This window comes from Coriobacteriia bacterium (assembly GCA_034370385.1).
Lineage (GTDB): Bacteria > Actinomycetota > Coriobacteriia > Anaerosomatales > PHET01 > JAXMKZ01.
On the sequence record JAXMKZ010000005.1, the window covers coordinates 106,105 to 129,257 of the forward strand.

28 protein-coding genes are annotated in these 23,153 nt (G+C 65.9%); 7 read left to right on the plus strand and 21 right to left on the minus strand.

The features are described 5' to 3' along the window. The first annotated feature begins 110 nt into the window (after positions 1 to 110). The 3 genes from nikR to U1E26_01525 are packed head-to-tail and all read left to right on the plus strand — an operon-like array spanning position 111 to position 2,106. Positions 111 to 530 (plus strand): nickel-responsive transcriptional regulator NikR, encoded by a 420-nt coding sequence (gene nikR / locus U1E26_01515; protein MDZ4168321.1) that lies wholly within the window; start codon positions 111 to 113, stop codon positions 528 to 530. An 11-nt stretch (positions 531 to 541) separates the two neighbouring features. Beyond that, entirely contained in the window at positions 542 to 1,354 is an 813-nt protein-coding gene (cbiQ, locus tag U1E26_01520) for a cobalt ECF transporter T component CbiQ (protein MDZ4168322.1), read from the plus strand. Continuing rightward, positions 1,351 to 2,106, plus strand: a complete 756-nt coding sequence (locus U1E26_01525) for an ABC transporter ATP-binding protein (protein MDZ4168323.1) — start codon at positions 1,351 to 1,353, stop codon at positions 2,104 to 2,106. Before cbiQ ends, U1E26_01525 begins: the two co-directional genes overlap by 4 nt. Positions 2,107 to 2,119: 13 nt before the next feature. Here the strand turns inward: U1E26_01525 and U1E26_01530 are convergent, their stop codons facing one another. Together U1E26_01530 and msrB are read right to left on the minus strand one after the other, a co-directional pair. Beyond that, positions 2,120 to 2,737 (minus strand): heme-binding protein, encoded by a 618-nt coding sequence (locus tag U1E26_01530; GenBank protein ID MDZ4168324.1) that lies wholly within the window; start codon positions 2,735 to 2,737, stop codon positions 2,120 to 2,122. A gap of 46 nt (positions 2,738 to 2,783) precedes the next feature. After that, positions 2,784 to 3,203, minus strand: a complete 420-nt coding sequence (gene msrB, locus U1E26_01535) for a peptide-methionine (R)-S-oxide reductase MsrB (protein ID MDZ4168325.1) — start codon at positions 3,201 to 3,203, stop codon at positions 2,784 to 2,786. A 134-nt stretch (positions 3,204 to 3,337) separates the two neighbouring features. Between msrB and U1E26_01540 the strand changes: the two genes are divergently transcribed. Further along, on the plus strand, positions 3,338 to 4,672 hold the full coding sequence (locus U1E26_01540) for an NAD(P)/FAD-dependent oxidoreductase (GenBank protein MDZ4168326.1): 1,335 nt from the start codon (positions 3,338 to 3,340) through the stop codon (positions 4,670 to 4,672). Positions 4,673 to 4,682: 10 nt separating this feature from the next. Here the strand turns inward: U1E26_01540 and crcB are convergent, their stop codons facing one another. The 6 genes from crcB to purD form a co-directional block, all read right to left on the minus strand. Further along, entirely contained in the window at positions 4,683 to 5,063 is a 381-nt protein-coding gene (crcB, locus tag U1E26_01545) for a fluoride efflux transporter CrcB (protein ID MDZ4168327.1), read from the minus strand. A 2-nt stretch (positions 5,064 to 5,065) separates the two neighbouring features. Continuing rightward, positions 5,066 to 6,295 carry a TIGR00300 family protein gene (locus U1E26_01550; protein MDZ4168328.1) on the minus strand — a complete coding sequence of 410 codons (1,230 nt, stop codon included), beginning with the start codon at positions 6,293 to 6,295 and terminating at the stop codon, positions 5,066 to 5,068. Between the two features lie 107 nt (positions 6,296 to 6,402). Next, the gene (locus tag U1E26_01555) at positions 6,403 to 6,825 is read right to left on the minus strand and encodes a prepilin-type N-terminal cleavage/methylation domain-containing protein (GenBank protein MDZ4168329.1); all 423 of its coding nucleotides are present in this window, start codon (positions 6,823 to 6,825) and stop codon (positions 6,403 to 6,405) included. A gap of 104 nt (positions 6,826 to 6,929) precedes the next feature. Continuing rightward, complete coding sequence (purE, locus tag U1E26_01560; GenBank protein MDZ4168330.1) at positions 6,930 to 7,391, minus strand: 5-(carboxyamino)imidazole ribonucleotide mutase; 462 nt, start codon at positions 7,389 to 7,391, stop codon at positions 6,930 to 6,932. Positions 7,392 to 7,456: 65 nt separating this feature from the next. Further along, positions 7,457 to 8,824 carry a coproporphyrinogen III oxidase family protein gene (locus U1E26_01565; GenBank protein MDZ4168331.1) on the minus strand — a complete coding sequence of 456 codons (1,368 nt, stop codon included), beginning with the start codon at positions 8,822 to 8,824 and terminating at the stop codon, positions 7,457 to 7,459. 8 nt (positions 8,825 to 8,832) lie between these two features. After that, positions 8,833 to 10,119, minus strand: a complete 1,287-nt coding sequence (gene purD, locus U1E26_01570) for a phosphoribosylamine--glycine ligase (GenBank protein ID MDZ4168332.1) — start codon at positions 10,117 to 10,119, stop codon at positions 8,833 to 8,835. 118 nt (positions 10,120 to 10,237) lie between these two features. On the opposite strand from purD, the gene U1E26_01575 reads away from it, so the two are divergent. Then, positions 10,238 to 11,617, plus strand: a complete 1,380-nt coding sequence (locus tag U1E26_01575; GenBank protein MDZ4168333.1) for an HD domain-containing protein — start codon at positions 10,238 to 10,240, stop codon at positions 11,615 to 11,617. Here the strand turns inward: U1E26_01575 and U1E26_01580 are convergent. From U1E26_01580 to U1E26_01605, 6 genes are all read right to left on the minus strand, one after another. Further along, positions 11,614 to 11,880, minus strand: coding sequence for a type II toxin-antitoxin system RelE/ParE family toxin (locus U1E26_01580; GenBank protein ID MDZ4168334.1), 267 nt, complete (start codon positions 11,878 to 11,880; stop codon positions 11,614 to 11,616). The genes U1E26_01575 and U1E26_01580 overlap by 4 nt on opposite strands. A 3-nt stretch (positions 11,881 to 11,883) precedes the next feature. Next, positions 11,884 to 12,159 carry a type II toxin-antitoxin system Phd/YefM family antitoxin gene (locus tag U1E26_01585; protein MDZ4168335.1) on the minus strand — a complete coding sequence of 92 codons (276 nt, stop codon included), beginning with the start codon at positions 12,157 to 12,159 and terminating at the stop codon, positions 11,884 to 11,886. Between the two features lie 81 nt (positions 12,160 to 12,240). Further along, a complete protein-coding gene (locus tag U1E26_01590; GenBank protein ID MDZ4168336.1) occupies positions 12,241 to 12,471 on the minus strand; it encodes a hypothetical protein in 231 nt (76 codons plus the stop codon). A 13-nt stretch (positions 12,472 to 12,484) separates the two neighbouring features. Beyond that, a complete protein-coding gene (locus U1E26_01595) occupies positions 12,485 to 13,282 on the minus strand; it encodes a hypothetical protein (GenBank protein MDZ4168337.1) in 798 nt (265 codons plus the stop codon). A 141-nt stretch (positions 13,283 to 13,423) separates the two neighbouring features. Next, entirely contained in the window at positions 13,424 to 14,008 is a 585-nt protein-coding gene (locus U1E26_01600) for a hypothetical protein (protein ID MDZ4168338.1), read from the minus strand. A 30-nt stretch (positions 14,009 to 14,038) separates the two neighbouring features. Continuing rightward, on the minus strand, positions 14,039 to 15,328 hold the full coding sequence (locus U1E26_01605; GenBank protein ID MDZ4168339.1) for an adenylosuccinate synthase: 1,290 nt from the start codon (positions 15,326 to 15,328) through the stop codon (positions 14,039 to 14,041). A 203-nt stretch (positions 15,329 to 15,531) separates the two neighbouring features. Between U1E26_01605 and U1E26_01610 the strand changes: the two genes are divergently transcribed. Next, entirely contained in the window at positions 15,532 to 15,939 is a 408-nt protein-coding gene (locus U1E26_01610; protein MDZ4168340.1) for a bacteriohemerythrin, read from the plus strand. After that, complete coding sequence (locus tag U1E26_01615; GenBank protein MDZ4168341.1) at positions 15,926 to 17,179, plus strand: CapA family protein; 1,254 nt, start codon at positions 15,926 to 15,928, stop codon at positions 17,177 to 17,179. The genes U1E26_01610 and U1E26_01615 overlap by 14 nt, the downstream gene beginning before the upstream one ends. 48 nt (positions 17,180 to 17,227) lie before the next feature. Here the strand turns inward: U1E26_01615 and U1E26_01620 are convergent, their stop codons facing one another. From U1E26_01620 to rpsF, 7 genes are all read right to left on the minus strand, one after another. Continuing rightward, positions 17,228 to 18,244 (minus strand): arsenic resistance protein, encoded by a 1,017-nt coding sequence (locus U1E26_01620; protein MDZ4168342.1) that lies wholly within the window; start codon positions 18,242 to 18,244, stop codon positions 17,228 to 17,230. Between the two features lie 115 nt (positions 18,245 to 18,359). Next, positions 18,360 to 19,739, minus strand: coding sequence for an FAD-binding protein (locus tag U1E26_01625; GenBank protein MDZ4168343.1), 1,380 nt, complete (start codon positions 19,737 to 19,739; stop codon positions 18,360 to 18,362). A gap of 35 nt (positions 19,740 to 19,774) precedes the next feature. Beyond that, positions 19,775 to 21,145 (minus strand): replicative DNA helicase, encoded by a 1,371-nt coding sequence (gene dnaB / locus U1E26_01630; GenBank protein ID MDZ4168344.1) that lies wholly within the window; start codon positions 21,143 to 21,145, stop codon positions 19,775 to 19,777. Positions 21,146 to 21,389: 244 nt separating this feature from the next. After that, on the minus strand, positions 21,390 to 22,013 hold the full coding sequence (gene rplI, locus U1E26_01635; GenBank protein MDZ4168345.1) for a 50S ribosomal protein L9: 624 nt from the start codon (positions 22,011 to 22,013) through the stop codon (positions 21,390 to 21,392). A gap of 26 nt (positions 22,014 to 22,039) precedes the next feature. After that, complete coding sequence (gene rpsR / locus U1E26_01640) at positions 22,040 to 22,297, minus strand: 30S ribosomal protein S18 (protein MDZ4168346.1); 258 nt, start codon at positions 22,295 to 22,297, stop codon at positions 22,040 to 22,042. Between the two features lie 71 nt (positions 22,298 to 22,368). Further along, positions 22,369 to 22,788, minus strand: coding sequence for a single-stranded DNA-binding protein (gene ssb / locus U1E26_01645; protein ID MDZ4168347.1), 420 nt, complete (start codon positions 22,786 to 22,788; stop codon positions 22,369 to 22,371). A gap of 68 nt (positions 22,789 to 22,856) precedes the next feature. Next, positions 22,857 to 23,150 (minus strand): 30S ribosomal protein S6, encoded by a 294-nt coding sequence (gene rpsF / locus U1E26_01650; GenBank protein ID MDZ4168348.1) that lies wholly within the window; start codon positions 23,148 to 23,150, stop codon positions 22,857 to 22,859. Positions 23,151 to 23,153 lie beyond the last annotated feature (3 nt).

The window sequence follows — 23,153 nt, forward strand, 5'->3', positions numbered from 1 at the left end:
CATGCTGTCAAGCATCCTGGGGCAGTTCGCACGAATTCGTGACCGCATGTTCCCGTCATGGCACGCAGCCGATGGACCGTGCCATGACCTGCGCGAAAGGAGCGTCTCTGATGTCGGAGATAGTGCGTTTCGGAGTTTCGACCGATGAGCGGCTGTTGGAGCGATTCGACGCGCTCATCGCCCAGAAGGGATACGTCAACCGCTCTGAAGCGGTGCGCGACCTGATTCGCAATGCGCTCGTCGAGGAGCAGTGGAGCGGCGGCGAGGGTGAGGCGGTCGGAACGGTGACGTTGGTCTACGACCACCACTCCACCGATCTGGCCGACAAGCTCACCGAGCACCAACACTCACACCACGAAGAGGTCATCTCCACGCTCCACATCCACCTCGACTCCCACAACTGCTTGGAGGTCGCGGTGCTTCGGGGCTCCGTGGATGTCATCAAGCACATCGCTGACGGGTTGATCGGTACCAAGGGTGTCAAGCACGGCAAGTTCGTGGCCACCACCACCGGCGACGACCTGGTCTAGGGCGAGAGGCCATGTCCGCCATCGAATCCGGCATGTACCAACTGGGCTGGCTCGACCAGTTCTCACGCGGCGACACCCCACTGCACCGGATAGACCCGCGAGCGAAAGTGCTCGCCACCTTCGTCTTCTTGGTCTGCGTCGTCTCGTTCGACCAGTACGACCTGCTGGCCTTGGCCCCGTTCGCGCTCTTCCCGATAGCTTTGGCCAGCCAGAGCGGCATGCCCGGACGCGAGCTGTGGAAGCGCCTTGCGGCCGTGGCTCCGTTCGCCGTGCTCGTCGGTGCGCTCAACCCGTTCTTCGACACCGAGGCCGTCGTCCAAATCGGGTCGGTGGTGATATCGGGCGGGGTCTTGAGCTGGATGACGATCATCGCCCGCTTCCTGCTGACAACGAGCGTGGCGCTGATCCTCATCGCCACGACGGGGATGGCCGGGGTCTGCGCCGGCCTTGAGAAGCTCGGGCTGCCCGATGTCCTATCGACCCAGTTGCTGCTCCTCTACCGCTACCTCTTCGTCCTGGCTGAGGAGATCATGCGCATGGCGCGTGCCCGGTCGCTGCGCTCCTTCGGCAGCAAGGGCATGGGGCCGACCGTGTACGCGAGCATGCTCGGTCACCTGCTCATTCGCACGGTTGCCCGCGCACAACGCGTCTACAACGCGATGAGCTGCCGGGGCTTCGATGGCCGCGTCCGAACCATGCGCGTGCTCAAGATGCGCCGCGCTGACTGGGTCTTCCTCGCAGGATGGTCTGCGGCGTTCGTCGTCTTCCGCACGGTGAACATCTCCGTGCTGCTTGGCAACCTGATCACGGGAGTCCTCTCATGAGCCATCACTCCATCTCCGTGTGCGCCCTCGGCTTCGCCTATCCGGACGGCACCCGCGCGTTGACCGACGTCTCCTTCGAGGTGGGGCACGGCGAATCGATTGCCCTGGTCGGTGCGAACGGCGCAGGCAAGTCGACACTGCTCGCCCATCTCAACGGCTTGCACGAAGCGCAGGAAGGGTCCGTGCGAATCGGCGAGGTTCCGCTGGCCAAGGAGACGCTCGCTGATGTCCGCAAGACCGTGGGGATGGTGTTCCAAGACCCCGACGACCAGCTGTTCATGCCGACGGTGCGCGAGGACGTCGCGTTCGGACCGATGAACCTCGGGCTACCGACCGAGTGCATCGTGGAGCGCGTCGACGACGCACTGGCCCGCGTGGGCGCTTCCGACCTCGCCGAGCGCCCACCCTATCGCCTGTCAGGCGGCGAGAAGCGCGCGGTCGCGATCGCCACCGTGCTTGCGATGAAGCCCAGCATTCTCGTCTTGGACGAGCCGTCGAGTGACCTCGATCCGCGCGCGCGCAGGCGACTCATCGAGCTGCTCAAGTCGTTCGAGCACACGAAGATCATCGCGACACACGACCTCGATCTGGCCGTCGAACTGTGCGAGCGCACCATCGTGATGCGCGATGGCGCGCTCGTGGCCGATGGTCCCACGAGCGAGGTCTTCGCAGACGAGCCACTACTCGAACAGTCCGGGCTGGAACAGCCGTGGTCGTTGCGCGGGTGCGCGGCTTGCGGGGCCACACGATGACTCCGCCGGTGGGCTAACCCTCCGTCACCGCCACCAGCACCTCGTTGTGCCGGGCGAACCAGGGCTTCCAGGGAGAATCGAACTGCGCCGCCACCGGCTCACCTGCGGCAACCAGTCCCTGGTCCGCTATCCACTCGCTGATGCGGGCGATCGACTGGGCAACAGCGTCGTCGTTGAGGTAGCCCGAGAAACGCAGGGCGACTGCGAGATGCTCAGGTACCGCCTCCAGCGTCACCCGTGCGTCGCCCGGCCGAGGAAGCTCGTCCAACGAGGAGAACCTTGACGGCATGGTGAAACTCACGACGTACTCATCGGCACAGCGCACCGTGCACAGCGGCTCTGCGGCCTCAAGCTGCTCGTCTCGGGCGCGCTCGGCGGTGACGGGAACCGTCATCTCGATCTTCTCGCCGCGCGCCGCGGCTGCGGTCACCGGAGCGGTCATGGGAATCGAGACCGAGGAGGTGTTGTTGCCGAAGATGTAGTCCGCAAGCGCATTGAACGCGACGTTCGCTGCCTGGCCGTAGCCGTCGGCGTGCACGCGAGCGTTCGCCGTCAGGTACGGCGCGTAGCGGCGCAGCTCTATCCCGTCGGCGGACTGCAGTACTTCGTAACGGGGGCTCTCAACAGACATCGCGTTCCTTCCCTGAACTCCGTGAATCCGTGTGCGAACGACTGCTCTAGTCCGCTCCCCCGCCGCCGGAAGCAGGTTCGAACGCGATCGACACCGAGTTGATGCAGTAGCGCAGCCCGGTCGGCGGCGGGCCATCGGTGAAGACGTGGCCAAGATGGCCGTCGCACACGGCACAGCGCACCTCGACGCGCTCCATTCCAAAGCTCCGGTCGCGATGCTCGACGACGGCGTCAGGCTCCACCGGTGCGAAGAAGCTCGGCCACCCGCAGCCGGAATGAAACTTCGTCTCGCTCGCGAACAGTATCGAGCCACAGCCCGCGCAGCGATACGCGCCCGCCTCCGACATGTCCGTCAGCGCGCCCGAGAACGCCGGCTCGGTACCCGCCCGCCTCAGCACGCGGAACTGCTCGGGTTCGAGCAGCGCTCGCCACTCATCATCTGTCCGGACGACCTTTTCGCGCGTCACTGTGGTGGACCTCCCTTGTCGAGCGCATCCGCCGGCGACTACCGTCGCCCGACGACAGGGTATGTACCCCGAGCAACCCGCACAGGTTGGCGCGTGCGGCCAAGTAGAGTCGAACGTGAGGAGTCGGGCCCACCATGGAGCACTTCGATGTGATCGTGATCGGAACCGGCCCCGCCGGCCAGACGGCGGCGAGCGAGTTGATCGCGGCGGGCAAACAGGTCGCCGTGACCGATGGGCGCGCGTACGGCGGCACCTGCAGTCTGCGCGGGTGCGAGCCGAAGAAGGTGCTGTTCGCAGCGGCCGAGGTGGCCGAGCGAGCGGCCGCTCAGACAGGCAATGGCATCGCCGGTTCGCTTCGCGTGGACTGGCCGGATCTCGTGGAGTTCAAGCGCACGTTCACCGACCCGGTGTCCGCCTCCGTCGAAGGCTGGCTCACCGGCTTGGGCGTGACGACGTTGCACGGCCGTGCGCGCTTCATCGCGCCCGATGCGGTGGAGGTTGCCGGGGCACCGTACTCCGCGGATCACTTCGTTGTGGCCGTAGGGGCGCTGCCGATCGATCTCGGCATCCCGGGCGCTGAGCACGTCGTCGATAGCGAGGGGTTCATGGCGCGCGACCGGCTCGCCGATCGAATCGTCTTCATCGGCGGTGGCTTCATCTCCTTCGAGTTCGCTCACATCGCCGCCGCTGCCGGGGCGGCCTGCACCATCCTTCACCGCAGCGCGCAGGTACTCAAGGGCTTCGATCCTGAACTGGCGAACATGCTGGCGGATGGGTACCGGGCCCGTGGCATCGATGTCCGCACCGACGCACCCGTGATCGAGGTGCGCCGTCGAGGCGCCGCCTACGAAGTCGTGTGCGGCGACGGCACGATCACCGAGTGCGACCTGGTGGTCCACGGAGCGGGCCGCGTGCCGGATACGGCCGGGCTCGATCTGGAGGCGGCCGACGTCGCGTTCGGACCACATGGCATCCTGGTGGACTCCGCAATGCGCTCGACGAGCAACCCGCGTGTGTTCGCGGCCGGCGATGCCGCTTCGAGCGGCGCCCCACTGACGCCGGTCGCGATCGCCCAGGCTCGAGTCGCGGTTGCCAGAATCGCGCAGACCGGCCCGGCGGAGTTCAACCCGGTGATCGCACCCTCTGTCGTCTTCTCGGACCCACCGCTCGCGGCCGTCGGCCTTACCGAGGACGAGGCGCGCAAGCGTGGTCTCGATGTCGAGGTCAAGCTCACCGAGACGGGCACCTGGGCATCCTCGCGCCGCGTCGGTCAACGAGTCTCGGGCGCCAAGACCATCGTCGAGATCTCCAGCGGACGCATCGTCGGCGCACACCTGCTCGGGCATGGGGCAGAGGAGGTCGTCAACGTGTTCGCCACCGCGATGCTGGGCGGGTTGAGCGCCGAAACGCTCAAGTCAGCTGTCTGGGCGTACCCGACCAGCGGCTCAGAGATCGTCTACCTGCTCTAGGGGGGGCTCGCTAGACGGCCTGACCTACCAACAGGCCGGCAATGACCGCTACCGCACCGAGCACGACGCTGCCTAAGAGGTTGGCCGACCCCTGGACAAGGAGCCCCCGCTCGAAGAGGACGATGCTCTCGTATGCCAGAGCCGAGAATGTCGTGAACCCTCCGAGCACGCCGACGCCGAGGAAGAGGCGGGTCGAAGCCGACACGAGACCGCGATCGACCGACAGAGCCATGAGAAGTCCCAGCAGAAACGCTCCGGCCACGTTGATGACGAGCGTGTGCCACGGGAACGAGGCGCCCCAGCGGTCGGTGATCCATTCGCCCAGCGCGTAGCGCAGCGCACCACCGATGCCTGCGCCGATGAACACCGCTACCGCTCCAGCCAGCTTCATCTTCACCCCCGGGGTTCGAGCTCGAGCACCAGCTGCTCGAGAAAGAGTCCGACGTCGGTCACGACCCCTATGGTCTGCCACGAGCCGCGGTCGGCAAGCTTGGTCACCACCGCCGGGTTGATGTCGACGCACACCGTGGTCACAGCCGCAGGCAGCATGTTGCCGGTGGCGATGGAGTGCAGCATCGTCGAGAGCATGAGGCATGATCCGGCCCGCTGCGCGTAGCGACGCATCTCGCGCTGCGCCGTCATGGCGTCGGTGATGACATCGGGAAGCGGCCCATCGTCGCGAATGGAGCCCGCAAGCACAAACGGCGTTCCGGTCTTCACGAGCGTGTACATCAACCCACTTGTGATGTCGCCTGCCTCCACGGCAGCAGCAATCGAGCCGCGACCGCGGACCGTGTTGATGGCGCGCAGGTGGTGCTGGTGACCGCCGTGCAGGGGCGTGCCCTCCGTGAGCGACACTCCGAGCGAGGTGCCGAACATCGCAGACTCGATATCGTGCACGGCTATCGCGTTCCCGCCGAACAGCACGCTCACGTACCCCAGCTCAACGAGGCGCGCCAGATGCTCGGCTGCTCCCGTGTGAACGACGGCCGGGCCGACCACGGCGATCGTCTCGAGCCCCGCCTCACGCGTGTCGCGAAGCATTCGGGCGACCTCGGCCACGACCTGCGCCTTCGGCTTCTCAGACGAGACCGCGCTCGCCATGAACTCGAAGGCCTGGCTCGAACGAGGCCGCTCCTGCGGATGCACGCGGATGCCGTTGTGGCCGATCACGTAGAGCTCACCCGCGCACACGTCCGCCATGGGGATGGCGTCGGCTACTGCGGACTCGACGTCGATGCGCACGCCCAAGTCCATCTCGGGGTTGGACACGTGCACCCACGCGCCAGCCACGCGCACGTTCGTGTCGAGGTTGGTTGTGGAGTAGAACCCCTCGGGAAAGACGCCATCATAGGGCGCCGCCGCGAACTCCGCATCGCGCGGCTCGCAGGCGACCGCACCGTGCTCGGAGATCGCCACCAGAATCTCGTCGAGCAACACGCGTGTCTCGGCCCGCACGCGAAGCGTGGCCACCGAGGCGTCCTCGTTGGTGCGACCCACCTCAAACGAGAGGGTCTCGAACTCGCCGCCCATCGCGATGATGTGGTCCATCACCTCCGACACGATGCCGGAATCGATGAGGTGGCCCTCGACGCGCACGTCCTCAAACGGGTTGTGATGCATGGAATCCTCCGAAGAATCGATACCGCAAGCGCGGACGCGCCACGAGACAGTATCACCGAGGAGGGGTATGAGCGAAAGCCCGCGGCGAGGCTCCCGTTCGGTCACCGTCAGTTCAAGAACGATCCGTGCGGTCCGACAGTCCCCTGCGTGCACGGCTCGATGGTACCGTTGGCGTCGAACGAGTAGGCGCCCTCGCCTATCGTGGGGTTACCCGAATCGGCAGGGTCGTCACCGGATGGACAACGCGGCGTCGTCCCGATGATGTTCTCTACTCTGATCGGGTGGTTATCGTCGACGATGCCCTCGAGTTCGCTCAATTCAGCACCCGCGTGCACGCCGGGGTAGAGCTGCGCTGCGCGCGTGAGGAGGCTCTGGTTGTGGAAGCAGGTACGTTGCTCCGCCGTCGCGCGCGCTGAGACATATACCGGGAGCGCCAGCAGAAGCAGCACCGCGAGGAGTCCGAGCACGACGAGAATCTCGACCATGGTGAAACCCCGGTCGGCCTTTGATGCGCGGTGCAGTCGGTCCACTCGGGTACCCCCGCCGAAGCGTTTGCTGTCTGGCCAGAAGGATAGGGACGTTAATGCTTGCTGTCCACGCGCTCAGCTGTCCCAGCCCCCCGAGGGACAGGTGCCTACCCCTCGGCCATCGTCCGCTTCAGCTCGATGATGCGATCTCGATACGCGGGCATGGACGTACCGAGCATCTGACAGGCGAGAATAGCCGCGTTCTCGGCACCATTGATGGCCACGCACGCAACCGGCACCCCGGTGGGCATCTGAACCATGGAAAGCAACGAATCGAGCCCTCCCAGATCGCTCGTCTTCATCGGCACCGTGATCACGGGCAACGGAGTGAACGCTGCGACGACTCCCCCAAGGTGGGCGGACTTACCGGCGGCGGCGATGATGACCTTCATCCCGCGATCCGCCGCAGTCGATGCCCAACCGTGGACCTGCTCAGGGTTACGGTGGGCGCTCGCCACGAGCATCTCGAACGGCACGCCCAGTGAATCCAACCGGTCCGCGCACTTCTGCATCACGTCGAGGTCGGACTTCGACCCCATGACTATCCCAACGAGCGGAGTATCGGACATGGCTGCCTCCAACTGTTCTCTGACGTCGTGCGAGCGATGGTTTCAGGCAGGGTAGCAGACCACCGTCACCGCGGCGAGAACTCCGCATCCTCGGTTTGCGCAGCAGCCTGTGCGAGTGGGTGTTGCTCGCCATCCGAACCACACGCCGCCGCACCGTCACCGAACAACAGCTTGCGCTCCTCGCCGCTGAGAGCGGAGCGTGCCTGGTCGCGCACGCTGTTCACCCCGATGAAGAACTCCCGCATCATCGCCACGAGCAGGTAGCGGCCCGTCTGGGTCAGTTCAAGGCGCTCCGCGTTGTCCACGCTGAACGCACCTGCGCCGCGCAGGAAGGCGATCTCGATGGGCAGACCGCGCTCGATGTCGACGCCGAAGTCCGCGACGAACGCCCGTCGGTCCAGGATGAGTCCGAACAGCCCCATCAGCATGCGATACCGCATGAGATCGCGCCGCGCGAAGGTCTTCTTGCGAACAGCAGCGGTGACGCCGGAGCTGATGCGCTCCGCGTACTCCTCCAAGGAGAAGGTGTTCACGTAGAGCGCGCCGTCAAGGAAGCTGAAGGCGCCGGAACCGATGCCGACGTAGTCCTCGTAGTCGACGATGTATTCGTCGATCATCCCGCCCCCGGTGCGAGAGAACGTCCACGCGCTCGCCGGCTCGAAGCGCTCCGCCAGGCCCTCGGCGATCGTGTGGTAGTAACGTCCTTCGCGCGCGTAGTCGACCTTGCCCACCGTACGCCTCAGGGACTCCTCCACCACCGGCGAAGCCATCAGTGGGTAGAACGTGGTCTGGTTGCAGCCCGTGTTCTTGAGGACCTCGAGATCGTTGGCGAGCATCTCCGGCGTCTGGCTCGGGAAGTTGAAGATCATGTCGACGTTCATCGAGTGGAACGTGCCCTCGATCGACTTGAGCCGCTCCACGATCTGCTCGGCCGAGCCGTACTTGTCGTAGCGGTCCATCTGCTTGAGCAGGCCGTCGTCGAAGGACTGCACGCCGACGCTCAGGCGGTCCACCCGGTCAAGGAGCGGGTCCATCCACTGCGGGTAGAGGTGGTTAGGGTTCGTCTCGCTCGACACCTCACGAATCGTGAAGAGCTCCTTGGCGAGGTCGATCGTCTTGGCCAGTTCGCCGACGTCGACCGTCGGGGTGCCGCCGCCCACGTACATCGCACCGAAGTCGTAGCCCAGATCGGCGACCATGCGCATCTCGTCGCGCAGGTGGGCGAAGTAGGCCGTGGCCCGCTCGGCGTGATACGGGAAGCGGTTGAACGAACAGTACGGGCAGAGCCGCTCGCAGAACGGGACGTGCACGTACAAGAGGCATTCACGCCCTGCAATCGGTGCAGGCAGGGAGGTCAGCGCCGTCTCTTCGAGCCGCAGGTAACTCCCGCTTGCGCGGCGCATGACGTTGGTGAGGAGACGCTCAGACAGCACAGCGTCGCCTAGTCTCGCTCGCGCAACGCGCGCAGCCCGATGTCGCTTCGGCAAAACGCGCCCGGGAAGGAGATTCGTCGGGCGGCCTCGTAGGCCCGCTCGCGCGCCAGCGAGAAGTCGGAGGCGACGGCGGTGACATTGAGCACGCGCCCACCGGCCGATAGGAGCTGCATATCGTCGTCGATCTTCGTCCCGGCGTGGTAGACCAAGACACCCTCGACCTGCTCCGCCTGCTCGATGCCGGTGATCGGCTTGTCGGTCTCGTAGAAGTCCGGATACCCCTGGCTCGCGAGCACGACCGAGACCGCCACTTCATCGCGCCACTTCAGTGTGACCTCGTCGAGCCGGCCCTCGGCACACGCCAGTAGAACCTCGGCAAGGTCGGTTCTGAGCCGCGGCAGCACCACTTGCGTCTCGGGGTCCCCGAACCGTGCGTTGAACTCGAGCAGCTTCGGTCCCTCGTCGGTCAGGATGAAGCCGCCGTACAGGACGCCTCGGTAGTCGATGCCCTCGTCAGCGAGCGCGTCGGCTGAGGCCTGCATGATGTCGATCATCGCCTCGTACTCAGTGTCCGTCACCAACGGTACCGGCGAGTAGACACCCATGCCGCCCGTGTTGGGGCCCGTGTCCCCATCGCCCACGCGCTTGTGGTCCTGCGCCGGAGCCATCGGCAGCATCGTGCGGCCGCTGACGAATGCGAGCAGCGAACACTCGGGACCGGACAGGAACTCCTCCACGAGTACCTGGTGGCCGGCGTCGCCGAAGCGCCCTTCAAGACACTCCTCCACGGCGGTGAGCGCCGACTGAAGATCGGTCGCCACCGTGACGCCCTTGCCTGCGGCCAGTCCGTCGGCCTTGATGACGATAGGAACACCCCACTCGCGAACTGCGTCGAGTGCGGCCGCGCGGTCGAGGGCGTCGAAGGTGCGGGAGCGGCCGGTAGGCAGCCCGTGGCGCTCCATGAGTTCCTTCGCGAAGGTCTTGCTGCCCTCGAGGCGCGCACCGGACGCTCCGGGACCAAAGACGGGGATGCCCACCGAGCGCACTTCATCGGCGACCCCTGCCACGAGCGGCGCTTCAGGCCCGATCACAACGAGATCCACGGCGTTCTCTATGGCGAACGAGGCGACAGCAGCCGGATCGTCCACCGAAAGCGGCGTGTTGATGGCGTCAGGCTCGAGTGCGGTGCCGCCGTTGCCGGGCGCGACGAGGATGCGCTCGACGAGCGGGGATGCGGCCAGCGAACGCACGATGGCGTGCTCGCGACCGCCGGAACCGATGACGAGGATGCGCATGCCCATTGCAGGAGCCCTTCACGTGGGACGCTGTCGGCAATCCGGAAACGGCGCTCGCCGTTCACCTTCGGATTGTAGCGAAGCGACGCGGCAAGCGCGCGGCGGGTACCATCGCATCATGAGCCGCGTCGTCGACATCGCACTACCTACTGACGCTGAGGCGCTCCTCGATGCGCTCGTGAGCCGGGGTCATTTCGCCGCCGTCGTGGGCGGCGCGGTTCGAGACGCGCTGCTCGAGCGGATCGTCGGCGACCTGGACGTCGTGACGGCGGCGACCCCCGATGGGGTGCGTGAGTCCTGCGAGGGCACCACCTGGTGCCAACGCACGTACGCCGTCGGCGAGCGCTACGGCACGATCGGCGTCGTGCTTGCCGACGGAACGGTCGTCGAGGTCTCGCAGCTTCGGGGCGCGGATTTCGCCGAGGACGCGAGCCGGCGCGATTTCACCATCAACGCGCTGGGTGCCGCGTGGCCGGGGCTCGCACTGCTCGACGCCGTGGGTGGCCTCGCGGATCTCGACGCCGGAATCCTGAGAGCGCCCGGGGAGCCATCGGAGCGGTTCGCCGAAGACCCGCTGCGCGTCTTGCGAGCGGCGCGCTTCGTCGCCGACCTCGGGTTCGTGCTGGACCCCGCGACTGAGGCGGCGGCGGCCGCTACGGCCCCGCTGCTAGCCGACGTATCGGCGGAGCGCGTTCGCGACGAGCTTACGGCGCTGCTCCTTGGCGAGCAGGTCGGCGAAGGGCTCAGCGTGGCGCTGCGCACGGGCGCGCTGGCCGAGGTGCTGCCGGAGGTCGCTGCCCTCGACGGTGTGACACAGCCGACCTTCCACGACCTCGACGTCTTCGCGCACACCGTGCAGACGGTCGACAGCACCCCCGCGATCTTCCGGCTGCGCTGGGCCGCGCTGCTCCACGACGTCGGCAAGGGGCCGTGTCGCACGGTAGAGCCCGATGGGCGGATCCGCTTCTTCCGCCATGCGAAGATCGGCGCCGAGATGACGGCGCGCATCTGCGAGCGCCTGCGCTTCTCGAAGGCGCAGTCGCGTGCCGTGACACACCTTGTCGCCGAGCACATGCGCCTCGGAGACCTCGTGATCGACAACCCCCGCGCAGTTGACCGCGCGGTGCGGCGCTTGGACCTGTGGGCTTCGAGCAGCGCCGACGCGGTACGGCTCGCGAGTGCCGAGGACGCGGTCGATCTCACGATGGCCGACTTCGCGGCGACCGCCCACCGAGCCGACGCCCCCGCCGTGCGCACACGCCTAGACGCGGCGGTCCGTGCCTCACGCGGACGCGGAACGCGCACCCGACCCGGCTCCGTGCTTGGCGGCACAGAACTCATGCGCGAGCTTGGGCTGCCCGAGGGCCCGTGCGTCGGCGACGCGCAGCGCGCGATCGAGGAGGCGGTGGCACACGGCGAGCTGCGAGCCGACGACCGACCCGGAGCCCTGCGCGTGGCGCGCTCCGCGGTGGCTCGCGGACGCGAGGGGCGCACCTAGCGAGTCCGATAGACGTCCGCACGGTGGTCGATGCGCGTCACACGGATGATCGCGTCGTGCTCGATGCGGAAGACCACTCGGTACGGTCCGCGCTTGGCCACACGGTATCCCGCAAGGTCCTGCTCGAGCTCCTTGCTCAGGCGCAGGGGATTCTCCAGCAACGGCCCCGTGATGAGCTCAACAATCGCTGCGGCAGCGAACTCCGGAATCCGGGCGAGCACCCGATCGGCCGCGGCAGCGACCTTGAGCTCGTAGGCGGCCACCGGCTAGCCCTTCGGCAAGTACTTGGCGCGCAACTCGGCAGCGGTGAAGTACTCGCCCCGGTCGATTTCGGCGTCCGCTGCCCGAATCTCCTCAAGCGCGCCGGGCGTGGACAGGATGTCGAGAGTCTCCTCGAGGCTCTCGAGATCGTCCGGGCTCATGATGATCGCGGCGGGCTTGCCGTGACGCGTGATGATGACACGCTGCTGCTGACTCTCGACAAGATCGACGATCTCGGAGAGGTGGGCTTTGACGTCGGCGAGCGAGCGTGTCTCAGACATGACCAGAATTCTAGTCATATCGAGTGAGGTGGTCAACCGCCGTCACCGTATCGGCGGCCACCACCGCCTCGACTCCTGGTACTACAACCCGCTACGCGTGCGTATCTCGAGCAACGCGCCATCGATCAGTGCGCTCGAAGCGAACGCCGACAACGAGGACTTGATCTCACCCGCCACGGTGTCGTAGTCGTCGTTGCTGAAGTCCTCAGCGCGCTTGCCGAGCTTCATCGCCGTCGAGCGCATGCATATCTCCGCTGCCGGTTTGCCCACCAGCGGCGCGAGAACGTCGACGCTGTTGCTGTAGATGCTCATCTCGCTCGCCCCCTTAGGCCTTCGGCTTCTGGATATCAACGGCCAACGAAGCACCGGTCGCCACGATCGTGAATCCGAACCACCAACCTGCGTCGATGATGCTTCCGCTTTGGTAGGTACCGTTCCAGACAGTCACGTTGTAGGCGACGTCGGAGATTGCCACCAGAACGTACCCACCCACCGCGCACCACCACGGCCAGGCGATTCGCCCGCCCGCCAGCTTGCCTGCCGTGATCGCCAGCGCCACGCCGGGAAGCAGAATCAACCAGATGTCGCCGAGCGGATAGAACATGGAGATAGCCTTGGCGAGCTGGTCCATCGACGTGTCGGCGAGGATTGGTGAGAACACCGTGAAGTAGAGTCCGATCGTTGCCAGAACGCACAGCGCCCCCGATATCAGCAGTGCCGGTTTCAGGTCGAACAGCGCCTTGAACGAGAGGAGGGCCGTCAGCACTCCGACGGCAGCAAACGGATACATGGACAGGTAGAAGACGTCGGCGAGACTCGGGAACGGAACCTCGACAGCGAGAACCGCTTCGTAGTAGGTCCAGACGATTTGGCCCAGCTGGAACGATGCCACGCCCGCCGCAAGCCAGGCCCACTGTTTGCCGACGGGCTCGTTGAGTCCGAGCTGGAGCACGGCCCACACCATCACGAGCACGGCGAACACTCCCGTGATCACACTCGGAGCGTTGCTAAGCCACGCGCTCGCGCCTTCCCCCGCGGCGACGATCGCAGCGTACAAGGCGACCGAGATGGCCACCCCGACACCGAACACGAGCCACGTGCGCACCGAGACTACCTTGCCCATGTGCCCTCCCCCCACGTTGAAGCCGCCGAAGTGCGACTCCCCTTCCTTTATCGGGCTCGTACCCGAAACCATGAGCACGAATGCGGGGCGCCGCAGGCGTGCCGCGCCGGGCGCTGCAGAGTCGCGTGCGACGCGCTGTACCTACCCGGCCACCGCCGCGAACAGCATCCACGCCCCCACGAGGCCGACGATCGCGCCTGCGATCACGCAGGCCCAATACGTCGCCCGGTAGCCGGCATCGTGGTACGGACGCCATCCCGTGGTCACCGGAACGGGTCGCAGCACCGCCTCTCCGCGAAGTGCCAGCAGAATCGGAGCGAGCCCCATCGGCACGAACACGACCGCGCATATGATCCAGCCCCAGGCGACACCCCCGTCCCCCGGCGGGCTCAGTCCCATCACCGCGAACTGGTAGCCCAGTGAGACGAAGAGCCCCACCCAGACCGGAAGCAACAGGTTGAATCCGCCGGCGCGCAGCGAGAACAGCAACGACAGCCCGCCGAACAGGAACCCGCCCAGAATGGACACCGGGACGAGTCCCGCCCAGAGCGGGGCGGGGAACGCGATGACGTACGGACCGCCGGCCGCGACGAAGCCGCCAATGCTCATGATCGCCCGCGCAGCGAAGTTCAGAAACGTCACGGCGAAGGCCAGGGCCGCCGAACAGACCGCCAGGCCGACCAGCAAGCCTACGGTACGAGCCGTCCATGCACCCCGTTCGGTCACTGGCGCCCCTTCGGGTCTCAGAGCACCTCGCTACGCCCGCGGCTCCCAGCGGCGCATGATCGTCTGCTCGCGGCTCGGACCGACCGCGATCATCGAGACCGGAACGTCCGCCAGCTCCTCGAGGTAGAGAACGTAGTCGCGCGCCTCCTTGGGCAGCTCCTCGAAGGTGCGACAGTGCGTGATATCGCTCTTCCAGCCGGGCAGCTCCTCGTAGATGGGCTTGGCGTGGTGGAAGACCGTCTGGTGGCACGGCAGGTTGTTGTACCGATGCCCTTCGTACTCGTAAGCGACGCACACCTTGATGGTGTCGAGCTGCGAGAGCACGTCGAGCTTCGTGATGATGAGGTCGGTGAGACCCGAGATCTGCACCGTGTAGCGCACGATCACCGCGTCGTACCAGCCGGCGCGGCGCTCGCGGCCCGTCGTGGTGCCGAATTCGTGGCCCACATCGATAAGGTGGCGGCCGGTCTCGTCGTCGAGTTCTGTCGGGAACGGGCCTGAACCGACGCGCGTGATGTAGGCCTTCGCGATGCCGAGGACGCGATCGATGCGGCGGGGCCCCACGCCGGCGCCCGTGCACGCGCCACCCGCCGTCGGCGACGACGAGGTCACAAACGGGTACGTGCCGTGATCGAGGTCGAGCAGTGTGCCCTGCGCTCCCTCGAACAGCACCCACTGATCGGCGTCGAGGGCCTTGTTGACCACGAACGACGTGTCGGCGATGTGCGGCTTGATGCGCTCGGCGTAGGGCAGGTACTCCTCGGCGATCTGCTCGACCGTGTAGGTGGGCAGGCCATGGAGCTTCTCGAGAAGGTCGTTCTTCTCGTGCAGCGCCGCCTCGACCTTCTTGCGGAAGATGTGCTCGTCCTGCAGGTCTTGGACGCGCAGTCCCATCCTGCTCGCCTTGTCCATGTACGCCGGTCCGATGCCTCGACGCGTCGTGCCGATCTCCAGCTTGCCCAGCCGGCGCTCGGACGCTCCATCCAGGTCCTTGTGGTACGGCATGATGATGTGAGCGTTGCAGCTGATGAGCAGCCGGTGCGTGGAGAGATCGTCGGCCTCGAGCCGGTCCATCTCCTCGAGCAGGACCTTCGGGTCGATGACGCACCCGTTGCCGATGACCGGCGTGATGTGCGGGTACATGATCCCGCTGGGAATGAGGTGCAGCTTCAGGGTGCGCCCGCCGTGAATGACGGTGTGCCCCGCGTTGTTCCCGCCCTGGAAGCGGACGACGTAGTCGAAGTCGTCTGCGATGAGGTCGGTGATCTTGCCCTTACCTTCGTCGCCCCACTGGGCGCCGACGAGGACGATTCCGGCCATATGATGACTCCCGTGCTCTCTGAATCGGCTCCGCGGACACTGATAGCCGCTCCCGAGCCGTGCGCTGCCTGCTCCCGAAGGCGCGCGTGCGCTCCACTAGGGTGAAGCGAACCGGAGCGTAGTATGCTCTACGCGCGCACGGAGCGCCAGCGCACAGAAGGCAAATCACGACGGCGAGCACGACAGAGGGGGCGTTGAAGGCTATGGGGCGATGGACTCCGGCGCTTCTGACCGGCAACTCGGTGGTCGACGCCGAGCACCGGGAACTCATCGCACTGGTCGACCGACTGGAGCTGACGGGTAACGGGCCCGACGGAACCGGCATAGCCGAGGCGCTCGACGAGCTCACGGACTACGTCCACGTCCACTTCCAGATGGAAGAGAAGCTCATGCGGCGCGAGGGGTACCCTGCCGACGCGTTTGAGGCGCACATCGCCGAGCATGAGACGCTTCGCCGCAAGACCGAGGAGTTCGCGCGGGAGTACGAGGATGGGAAGCTCGATTCAGTGGACCCGGTCGTGGAGTTCCTCTACGAGTGGTTCTCGCACCACATAGCCCAGGTCGATACCGCCATGGCTGAGCACGTACGCGCGAACCATGCGCGATCGTAGGGGTCGGACCAACGGCAGGTCGCAGATCGGGGCGTATCGACGAGCGCGCCGTCGGCGGCTCACCGTGCTCAGCGTGGTCGCCCTCGTCGTCATCGCCGCGCTGGGCGCAGGGGTCGTACTCGGCTCCGACTACGTGCGCGGCCTCGGGGACGCACAGCCGCTCCCGCCGTCTTCGGCTAACGCCACATCCGCGCCAGCCACCCAGCCCGTCGGCAGCTCACAGGCTGCAACGGCTTCGGCCGAGGCCTCGGTCGCCTCGGCGTCTGCCCCCTCGCCAGACACCACACGCATCATCGAGATCGGCTGGGTCGGCGACCTCACCCCCGGCTCGAAGTACGGCAACCCGCCTGAGGACGGTCGCGCGCTGTTCGAGTACACGCGTGAGTACCTGACCGAGCCCGACATCATGATGGCGAATCTCGAGGGCACCTTCGGTACGGGTGGACCCTCGAAGTGCGACGGCCGAGACTCCTCTGTGTGCTACGCCTTCCAGGCTCCTCCGAAGAACGCAGAGTCCCTGGCGTGGGCAGGCATCGACGTGGTCAACCTCGCGAACAACCACACGCGCGACTACCTTGCCGAAGGTCTCGCCTCGACGCGCGAGGCGCTCAAGGCCCATGAGATCGCGTACACGGGACTTGTCGACACCGTTGCGATCGAAGAGGTCGACGGCGTGCGAGTCGCGATCCTCGGGTTCTCGCCGTACTCGTGGAGTCCTGATATCGGCAACCTCACGGCCGCAAAAGAGCTGGTCCGCGCGGCCGGGAAGGACGCCGACATCGTGGTCGTGCTGATGCACGCCGGTGCCGAAGGCGCAGACAAGACGCGCACACCGAAGGGGGCCGAGACCGCCTACGGCGAGTTCCGCGGTGACTCGCGGGCCTTCTCGCATGCGGTCATCGACGCCGGTGCCGACCTCGTGCTGGGCTCGGGTCCACACGTGGTGCGCGGCATGGAGGAGTACAAGGGCCGGCTGGTGGCGTACTCGCTGGGCAACTTCGCAGGCTGGAAGAACTTCTCGCGCGCCGGGCGGCTTGCGCTTTCCGGCCTGCTGACCGTGCGTCTGGATGAGGACGGGCGGGTCGTTGACGGAAGATGGCGCTCACTTCGGATCGCCGAGCCCGGGGTACCGAAGCCGGATTCCGACCACACTTCGGCCAAGCTCGTGCAGAGCCTGTCCGAGCAGGACTTCGAGACGCCGGTACAACTCGAGAAGGACGGCACCTTCACCTTCGAGTAGTGGCCGGAAGAGTACGCACACAGCGCCGTGCACCCGCGAACTCCGCGCCTACCGCGCCGCGCTCGCCACGCCCTCGACGATGGGCGCTGGGGCAGGACCGAAGAGTCGCACGGTGGCCTTCACATACCAGGCGGCCGCCTGCACCTGCACCACATAGGCGATCGCCAGAACGAGCGCCGCTTCAGGACCGAAGCTGGCGATGGCGATACCCAGTGCGATGGAGAGGTTTCGCATCACGGTGCCGTAGACGAGTGCGATCGCGTCACCGCGCGGCAGCAACGCCCGTCCCACCACCGTCGACAAGGCAAAATTGACCGCGTAGAACAGCGACAGCGGCACGGCGATGACCAGTAGCAGTTCGGGGCGGCTGACGATCATCTGCGCCTTGAGCCCGATGGCCAGAAACACGATGGCAAGCACGCCGATCGTCGAGATACCGGGCAGCACCGGCAGGACGGCGCTCTTGAATCGCTCGGCTCCCATGCGCCGCATGAGCACGAAGCGTGTGATCTGCCCCGCCAGCATCGGCACGCCGACGACAAGCAGCACCGTTCGGATCACCGCGAACAGGTGGACCGGCACGATGGCACCGGCCATCACCTTCAAGTAGAACGGCGCCAGCAGCGATGCGGCCACCAACCCGATCACCGTCATCTTCACGGCTGCGCCGACGTTGCCCTTGGCAAACCCGGTCCAACTGATCGTCATTCCGCTTGTGGGGAAGAGCCCCGCGAGCACCATGCCGACGTAGAGCGCCGGCTCCTCAGCGAAGAAGACGTGCGCGAGGCCCCACGCGATGAGCGGCAGGACGATGAAGTCGAGCCCCATCGCAAGCCCGACCGCCTTCGCATCCTTGCCCGCCGCGAGTTCGCTCAGCCGGAAGTTCACGAGCATCGGGAAGACCATGAGCATGGTCAGCGGAAGCACCAGTACCGACAGCGGCGTCAGGTCGAAGACCAGCCCGGCGACCAAGCCGAGCACCAGGGCGACGGGGATCAACACCACGAGATGCTTGGAGAGATTCGCGAGGACCGCCGTGGGACCGGTGGATGGAGACTCGGGCATGGGTCACACTCCAGAAACGACGTGCGGGGACTCCGGAAACGGAGCATGGGCGGGCAGTCCGTATACCCGTAGGGGTATTCTAGGCGGGGAGGCGATTCCGTGCAACCCTCTGCCGCTAGGCTGCTCCCGAGGCGATCGCTCGTGCCGCTATGACGCCGCTTGCCCCTGCCTGGACCAATCCGCGCGTGATGCCGGCTCCGTCACCCACCGCGTACAGCCCCTCGATGCGTGTGCGCAGCGTGCTGTCGACTTCAAGCCGCGACGAGTAGAACTTGACCTCGACGCCGTACATGAGCGTGCTCGGACCGGCAATACCGGGAACGAGTGCATCGAGCGCCTCCAGGAACTCGATGATGTCTGTCAGATGCCGGTAGGGCAGCACCGCAGACAGGTCCCCCGGTGTCGCGCCGTGCAAGGTGGGCTCAGCGAGTCCCTGGGCGATGCGCTCGGGCGTCGAGCGTCTGCCGGCCTTCAGGTCGCTGTAACGCTGAACAAGGATGCCGTCGCCGAGCAGGTTGGCAAGACGCGCAATCGAGCGCCCGTACGCGAGCGGATCGTTGAAGGGCTCGGTGAAGCGCTGGCTGACAAGGACGGCGAAGTTGGTGTAGCCGGTCTTGGACTCGGCGAAGCTGTGGCCGTTGACCGTCACGACGTCGCCATAGCTCTCGGTCGTGACCTCCCCGTAGGGGTTCATGCAAAACGTGCGCACCGTGTCGCCGAACGTCTTCGTGTGGTAGATGAGTTTCGCCTCGTAGAGGGGCGTGGTGAGGCGCTCCATCACCGGCGCCGGGCACTCGACACGCACACCGATATCGACCGCATTGTTCGCGAGCGGAATCCTCAGCGCCTGGGCCTGCTGAGCGAGCCAATCGGCGCCCTCACGCCCCGGTGCGGCGATGACAGCGTCAGCTCGCACGGTGCTGCCATCGGAAAGCTCGACGCCGATGACGCGCCCTTCCTCGGCAAGAATCCGGACCGCCGCCACCTCCGTCCGGATCTCTACGCCCACCTGCTCGAGGTGCTCCCTCATGGCGTCGAGCACCTTGGGGGATCGCTCGGTACCCAAGTGCCGGATTCGCATGGGGATGAGCTTCATGCCGGCAAGCGTCGCCTCGTGCTGGAGCGCGGTCGCGGTCTCGGCATCCGGCCCGTGGACCTCTTCAACGGCGCCGAACTCGAGCCACAGCCCATCCGCGTAGGACAGCAACTCCTCGAGCGCCGGCTTCTCAACGTAGTCCGGCAGCCAGCCGCCGACCTCCGTGGTCAAGGTGAGTTTGCCATCGGAGAACGCGCCGGCCCCTCCCCACCCGGTCATGATGTCGCACGTCCTGCAGCCCACGCACGCCGTCTCGCGCGCCGGGCACCGCCGCTTGGAGATCGCATGACCCTTCTCGACGATGAGCACCCGGTCGACTCCTCTGCGGGTGAGCTCCAGAGCCGCGAAGATGCCGGCCGGGCCAGCTCCAACGATGATGACTTGAGTGGCGTCTGACACGCGTGATCTCCTTGCGCTGCGACGCGCGCTGCGCCCTACAGCTCGCGCGCGGGATTCGTGAACTTGGTGTACTGCTCGATGAAGACCAGGTCGGCGGTGCCGAGCGGGCCGTTGCGGTGCTTCGCCACGATGATCTCGGCTGTGCCCAGATCGGGTCGGCCTTCTTCCGGCTCTGCACCTTGCTGGGTCACTCGATCGATGAACATGACGACGTCGGCGTCCTGCTCGATAGCTCCGGACTCACGCAGGTCGGACAGCTGCGGACGCTTGCCTGCCCGCTTCTCGACCTCACGAGAGAGCTGCGAGAGCGCAAGCACGGGGACCTTGAGCTCTTTGGCGAGGATCTTGAGTCCCCGCGATATCTCCGCGATCTCCACTTGCCGGTTCTCGGAGCGCCGGCCCTGCGGCTGCATCAGCTGCAAGTAGTCGACGATGATGAAGCCGTCGGGTCGGTCGCGCAGCTGCCTGCGGGCCTTTGCCCTCACCTCAAGAATCGAGATTGCCGGGGTGTCGTCCACCCAGATGTTGAGCTCGTGCAGGCGAGACATGGAGTGGTGCAGCTTCGGCCAATCCTCGTCTCGCACACGCCCGGTGCGGATATCTTGCAGGCTCACGCGCGCCTCCGAGCCCACGACGCGCTGCACCAGCTGCTCCGCCGACATCTCGAGGGAGAAGACCGCGACCGACGCGCCGCCCTTTGCGGCCTCGACCGCTAAGTTGAGGGCGAAAGCGGTCTTGCCGACCGAGGGGCGTGCGGCGAGGATGATCAGGTCCCCGGGATGGAAGCCGGACAGGATGTCATCGAGACGCGTGTAGCCGGTCCGCACGCCCGTGACGTGGACGTCCTTCTTGGAAAGCTCCTCGATCGTGTGCATCGAGCTCAGTAGCAGCTTCTGGATGTCCTGGAAGTTGCTCGAGACCCGCTTGTTCGTCACCTCAAAGATCAGCTGCTCGGCCTTCTCAACCACGCTCGCCTCTTCATCAGGCGCGTCGTAACCGAGCGCGACCACCCTGGTGCCGGCATCGATGAGCTGCCGCAGCATGGAGTTCCTGCGAACGATCTCGGCGTAGCGGTGCCAGTTGGCCGTCGTCGGCACTGCGTCGGACAGATCGAGCAGGTACGGCTTGCCGCCCGAGGGCTCAAGTTCACCCTTCACGTCGAGCCGGTCGGCCACTGAGACGTGGTCGACGGGGGACGAGCGTGCGTACAGCTCGTACATCGCCTCGAAGATACGCCCGTGAGCAAGCCGGTGGAAATCCTCACGCTTGAGCATCCCCAGGGCGCCTTCAAGCGCCTCCGAGGACAGGAGCATCGAGCCAAGCACCGCCTGTTCGGCCTCTACGTTGTGGGGCGGGATGCGCTCGGCACGGCGCACACCGTCATCGGCTCTGTCGCCGTCAGCCATACTCCCCGTCCCTCCCTTTCGGCCTCGTGAGCGATGCGATGATAGCGCGCCGGCCTGACACTGCAGGGAGGCCTGAGGATCTTCCACAGGCCCTGGTGGATAGTTCGCCCCTGCTCACCAGCGAGAATCTGACTTGTCCCCCGAATCCACAGAATCATGGAGCAAGCCTCAGGCACGCCCACGCGACGGGGGCCGCCTCGTGATCATCACGACGACGGCCCCCGAACCACTGGTGCTTGGACTACTACTTGACCGAGTCGACCTCGGAGTCGGCGTCCTGCGCCTCGTCCTCAGCTTCGGCCTCCTCGAACTCAGCCGGGGCCTCGACGGCCTCGCCCATGTCGGCGTCAGCCTCGTCGCCCTCAGTTGCGTCCGTCATCTCGACAGACTTGACCTCGGGTGCGACGGCCTCGGCGACGGCGCCCTCGGCGACCACGTCAACCGTGACCTGCGCCTTGACCTCGCGATAGATCGAGATGTCGACGACGTGCGGACCCATGTCCTTGATGTGACCATGAGTCTCGATCTTGCGACGGTCGATATCGACGCCGAGCTGCTCGAGGATGGCCTCATGCACCATCGGAGCCGTCACGGAGCCGAACAGTCGACCTTCCTCGCCCACCTTCGCGGCGATGGTCACGGTCTTGCCGTCGAGCGCGGCTGCGAGTGAACCAGCGTCGCCGAGACGCTGATCCTCACGCTTGCCGATGTTGTGCAAACGCTGCTGAAGCTGCTTCACGTTGCCCGGCGTCGCCTCGATGGCGATCTTGCGGGGAAGCAGGTAGTTGACCGCGAATCCGCGAGCGACATCGATGACGTCGCCCTCTCCTCCACGGCCCTTCAGCTCCTGCATCAGGATGACCTTCATGACTTCTCCTTCAGGCGACCGCTGGTTTAACGGCCCTTGCCGATGCGACCACTGACGACGGGAACGGTGTAGGGCAGCAGGGCCATCTCACGGGCACGCTTGATGGCCGTCGACAGCCTGTGCTGGTGCTGAGCGCAGTTGCCCGATACGCGGCGGGGCTTGATCTTGCCGCGGTCGGTCACGAACTTGCGCAGCATCTGCGAATCTTTGTAGTCGATGTACTCCGAGTGATCTTTGCAGAACTGGCAGTACTTACGACGGGGCTTGCGACCGTAATCGGTCATGTTCACTGACCTCCTTCCGCGATTCTCTTCGCGGGACTCGTGATGGTGCCCTCACGGGCAGGGTGGTTCGTCTAGAACGGAATATCGTCTTCGAGGGTCTCGGACGGGCCGGCCGTGGGGGCCGCCGGGGGCGTGTAGCCACCAGCTGCTCCGCCTTCACTGCGCGACGACATGAACTCGATATCATCAGCGATGATCTCGACCTTGCTGCGCTTGTCGCCTTCCTTGGTTTCCCACTGACTCCAGCGCAGCTTGCCCTCGACGGCGACCTTCGAGCCCTTTGAGAGGAACCGCGAGAGCGACTCTCCGCGCGAGCCGAATACGGTCACGTCGAAGAAGTTGGGAACGTCCTCCCACTCGCCCGACTGCGCGTTCTTGCGACGATCGTTGACGGCGATGCCCATCTTCAACACGGACATGCCGCTGGGCGTCGCACGCAGCTCGGGATCGCGTGTGAGGTTGCCTGATATGACGACTCGGTTGATGCTCATCTTGAAACCACCTTCGTACGTACACGGATACGGACACCTGTCCGGGCCGTGCTTCGGGCCAGCGGGGACTATTCCTTGTCCTCGCGACGCACGAGCATATAACGGACCACGGAATCGGTGATGTGCAGCACGCGGTCCAGCTCGGCGATAGCGGCCGGCGCGGTGTGGAAGTCGATGAGGGTGTAATCACCCTCGGTGAGTTTGTCGAGCTCAAAGGCGAGCTTGCGCTTGCCCCACGGATCGACGTTGTCCACCACGCCCCCGTCTGCTGTGATCACGTTCTGGACCTTGTCCAGGACGGCAGCACGGGACTCCTCGTCGAGGGAGGGGTTAAGCAGAAGCAACAGTTCGTAAGCCTTCACTTT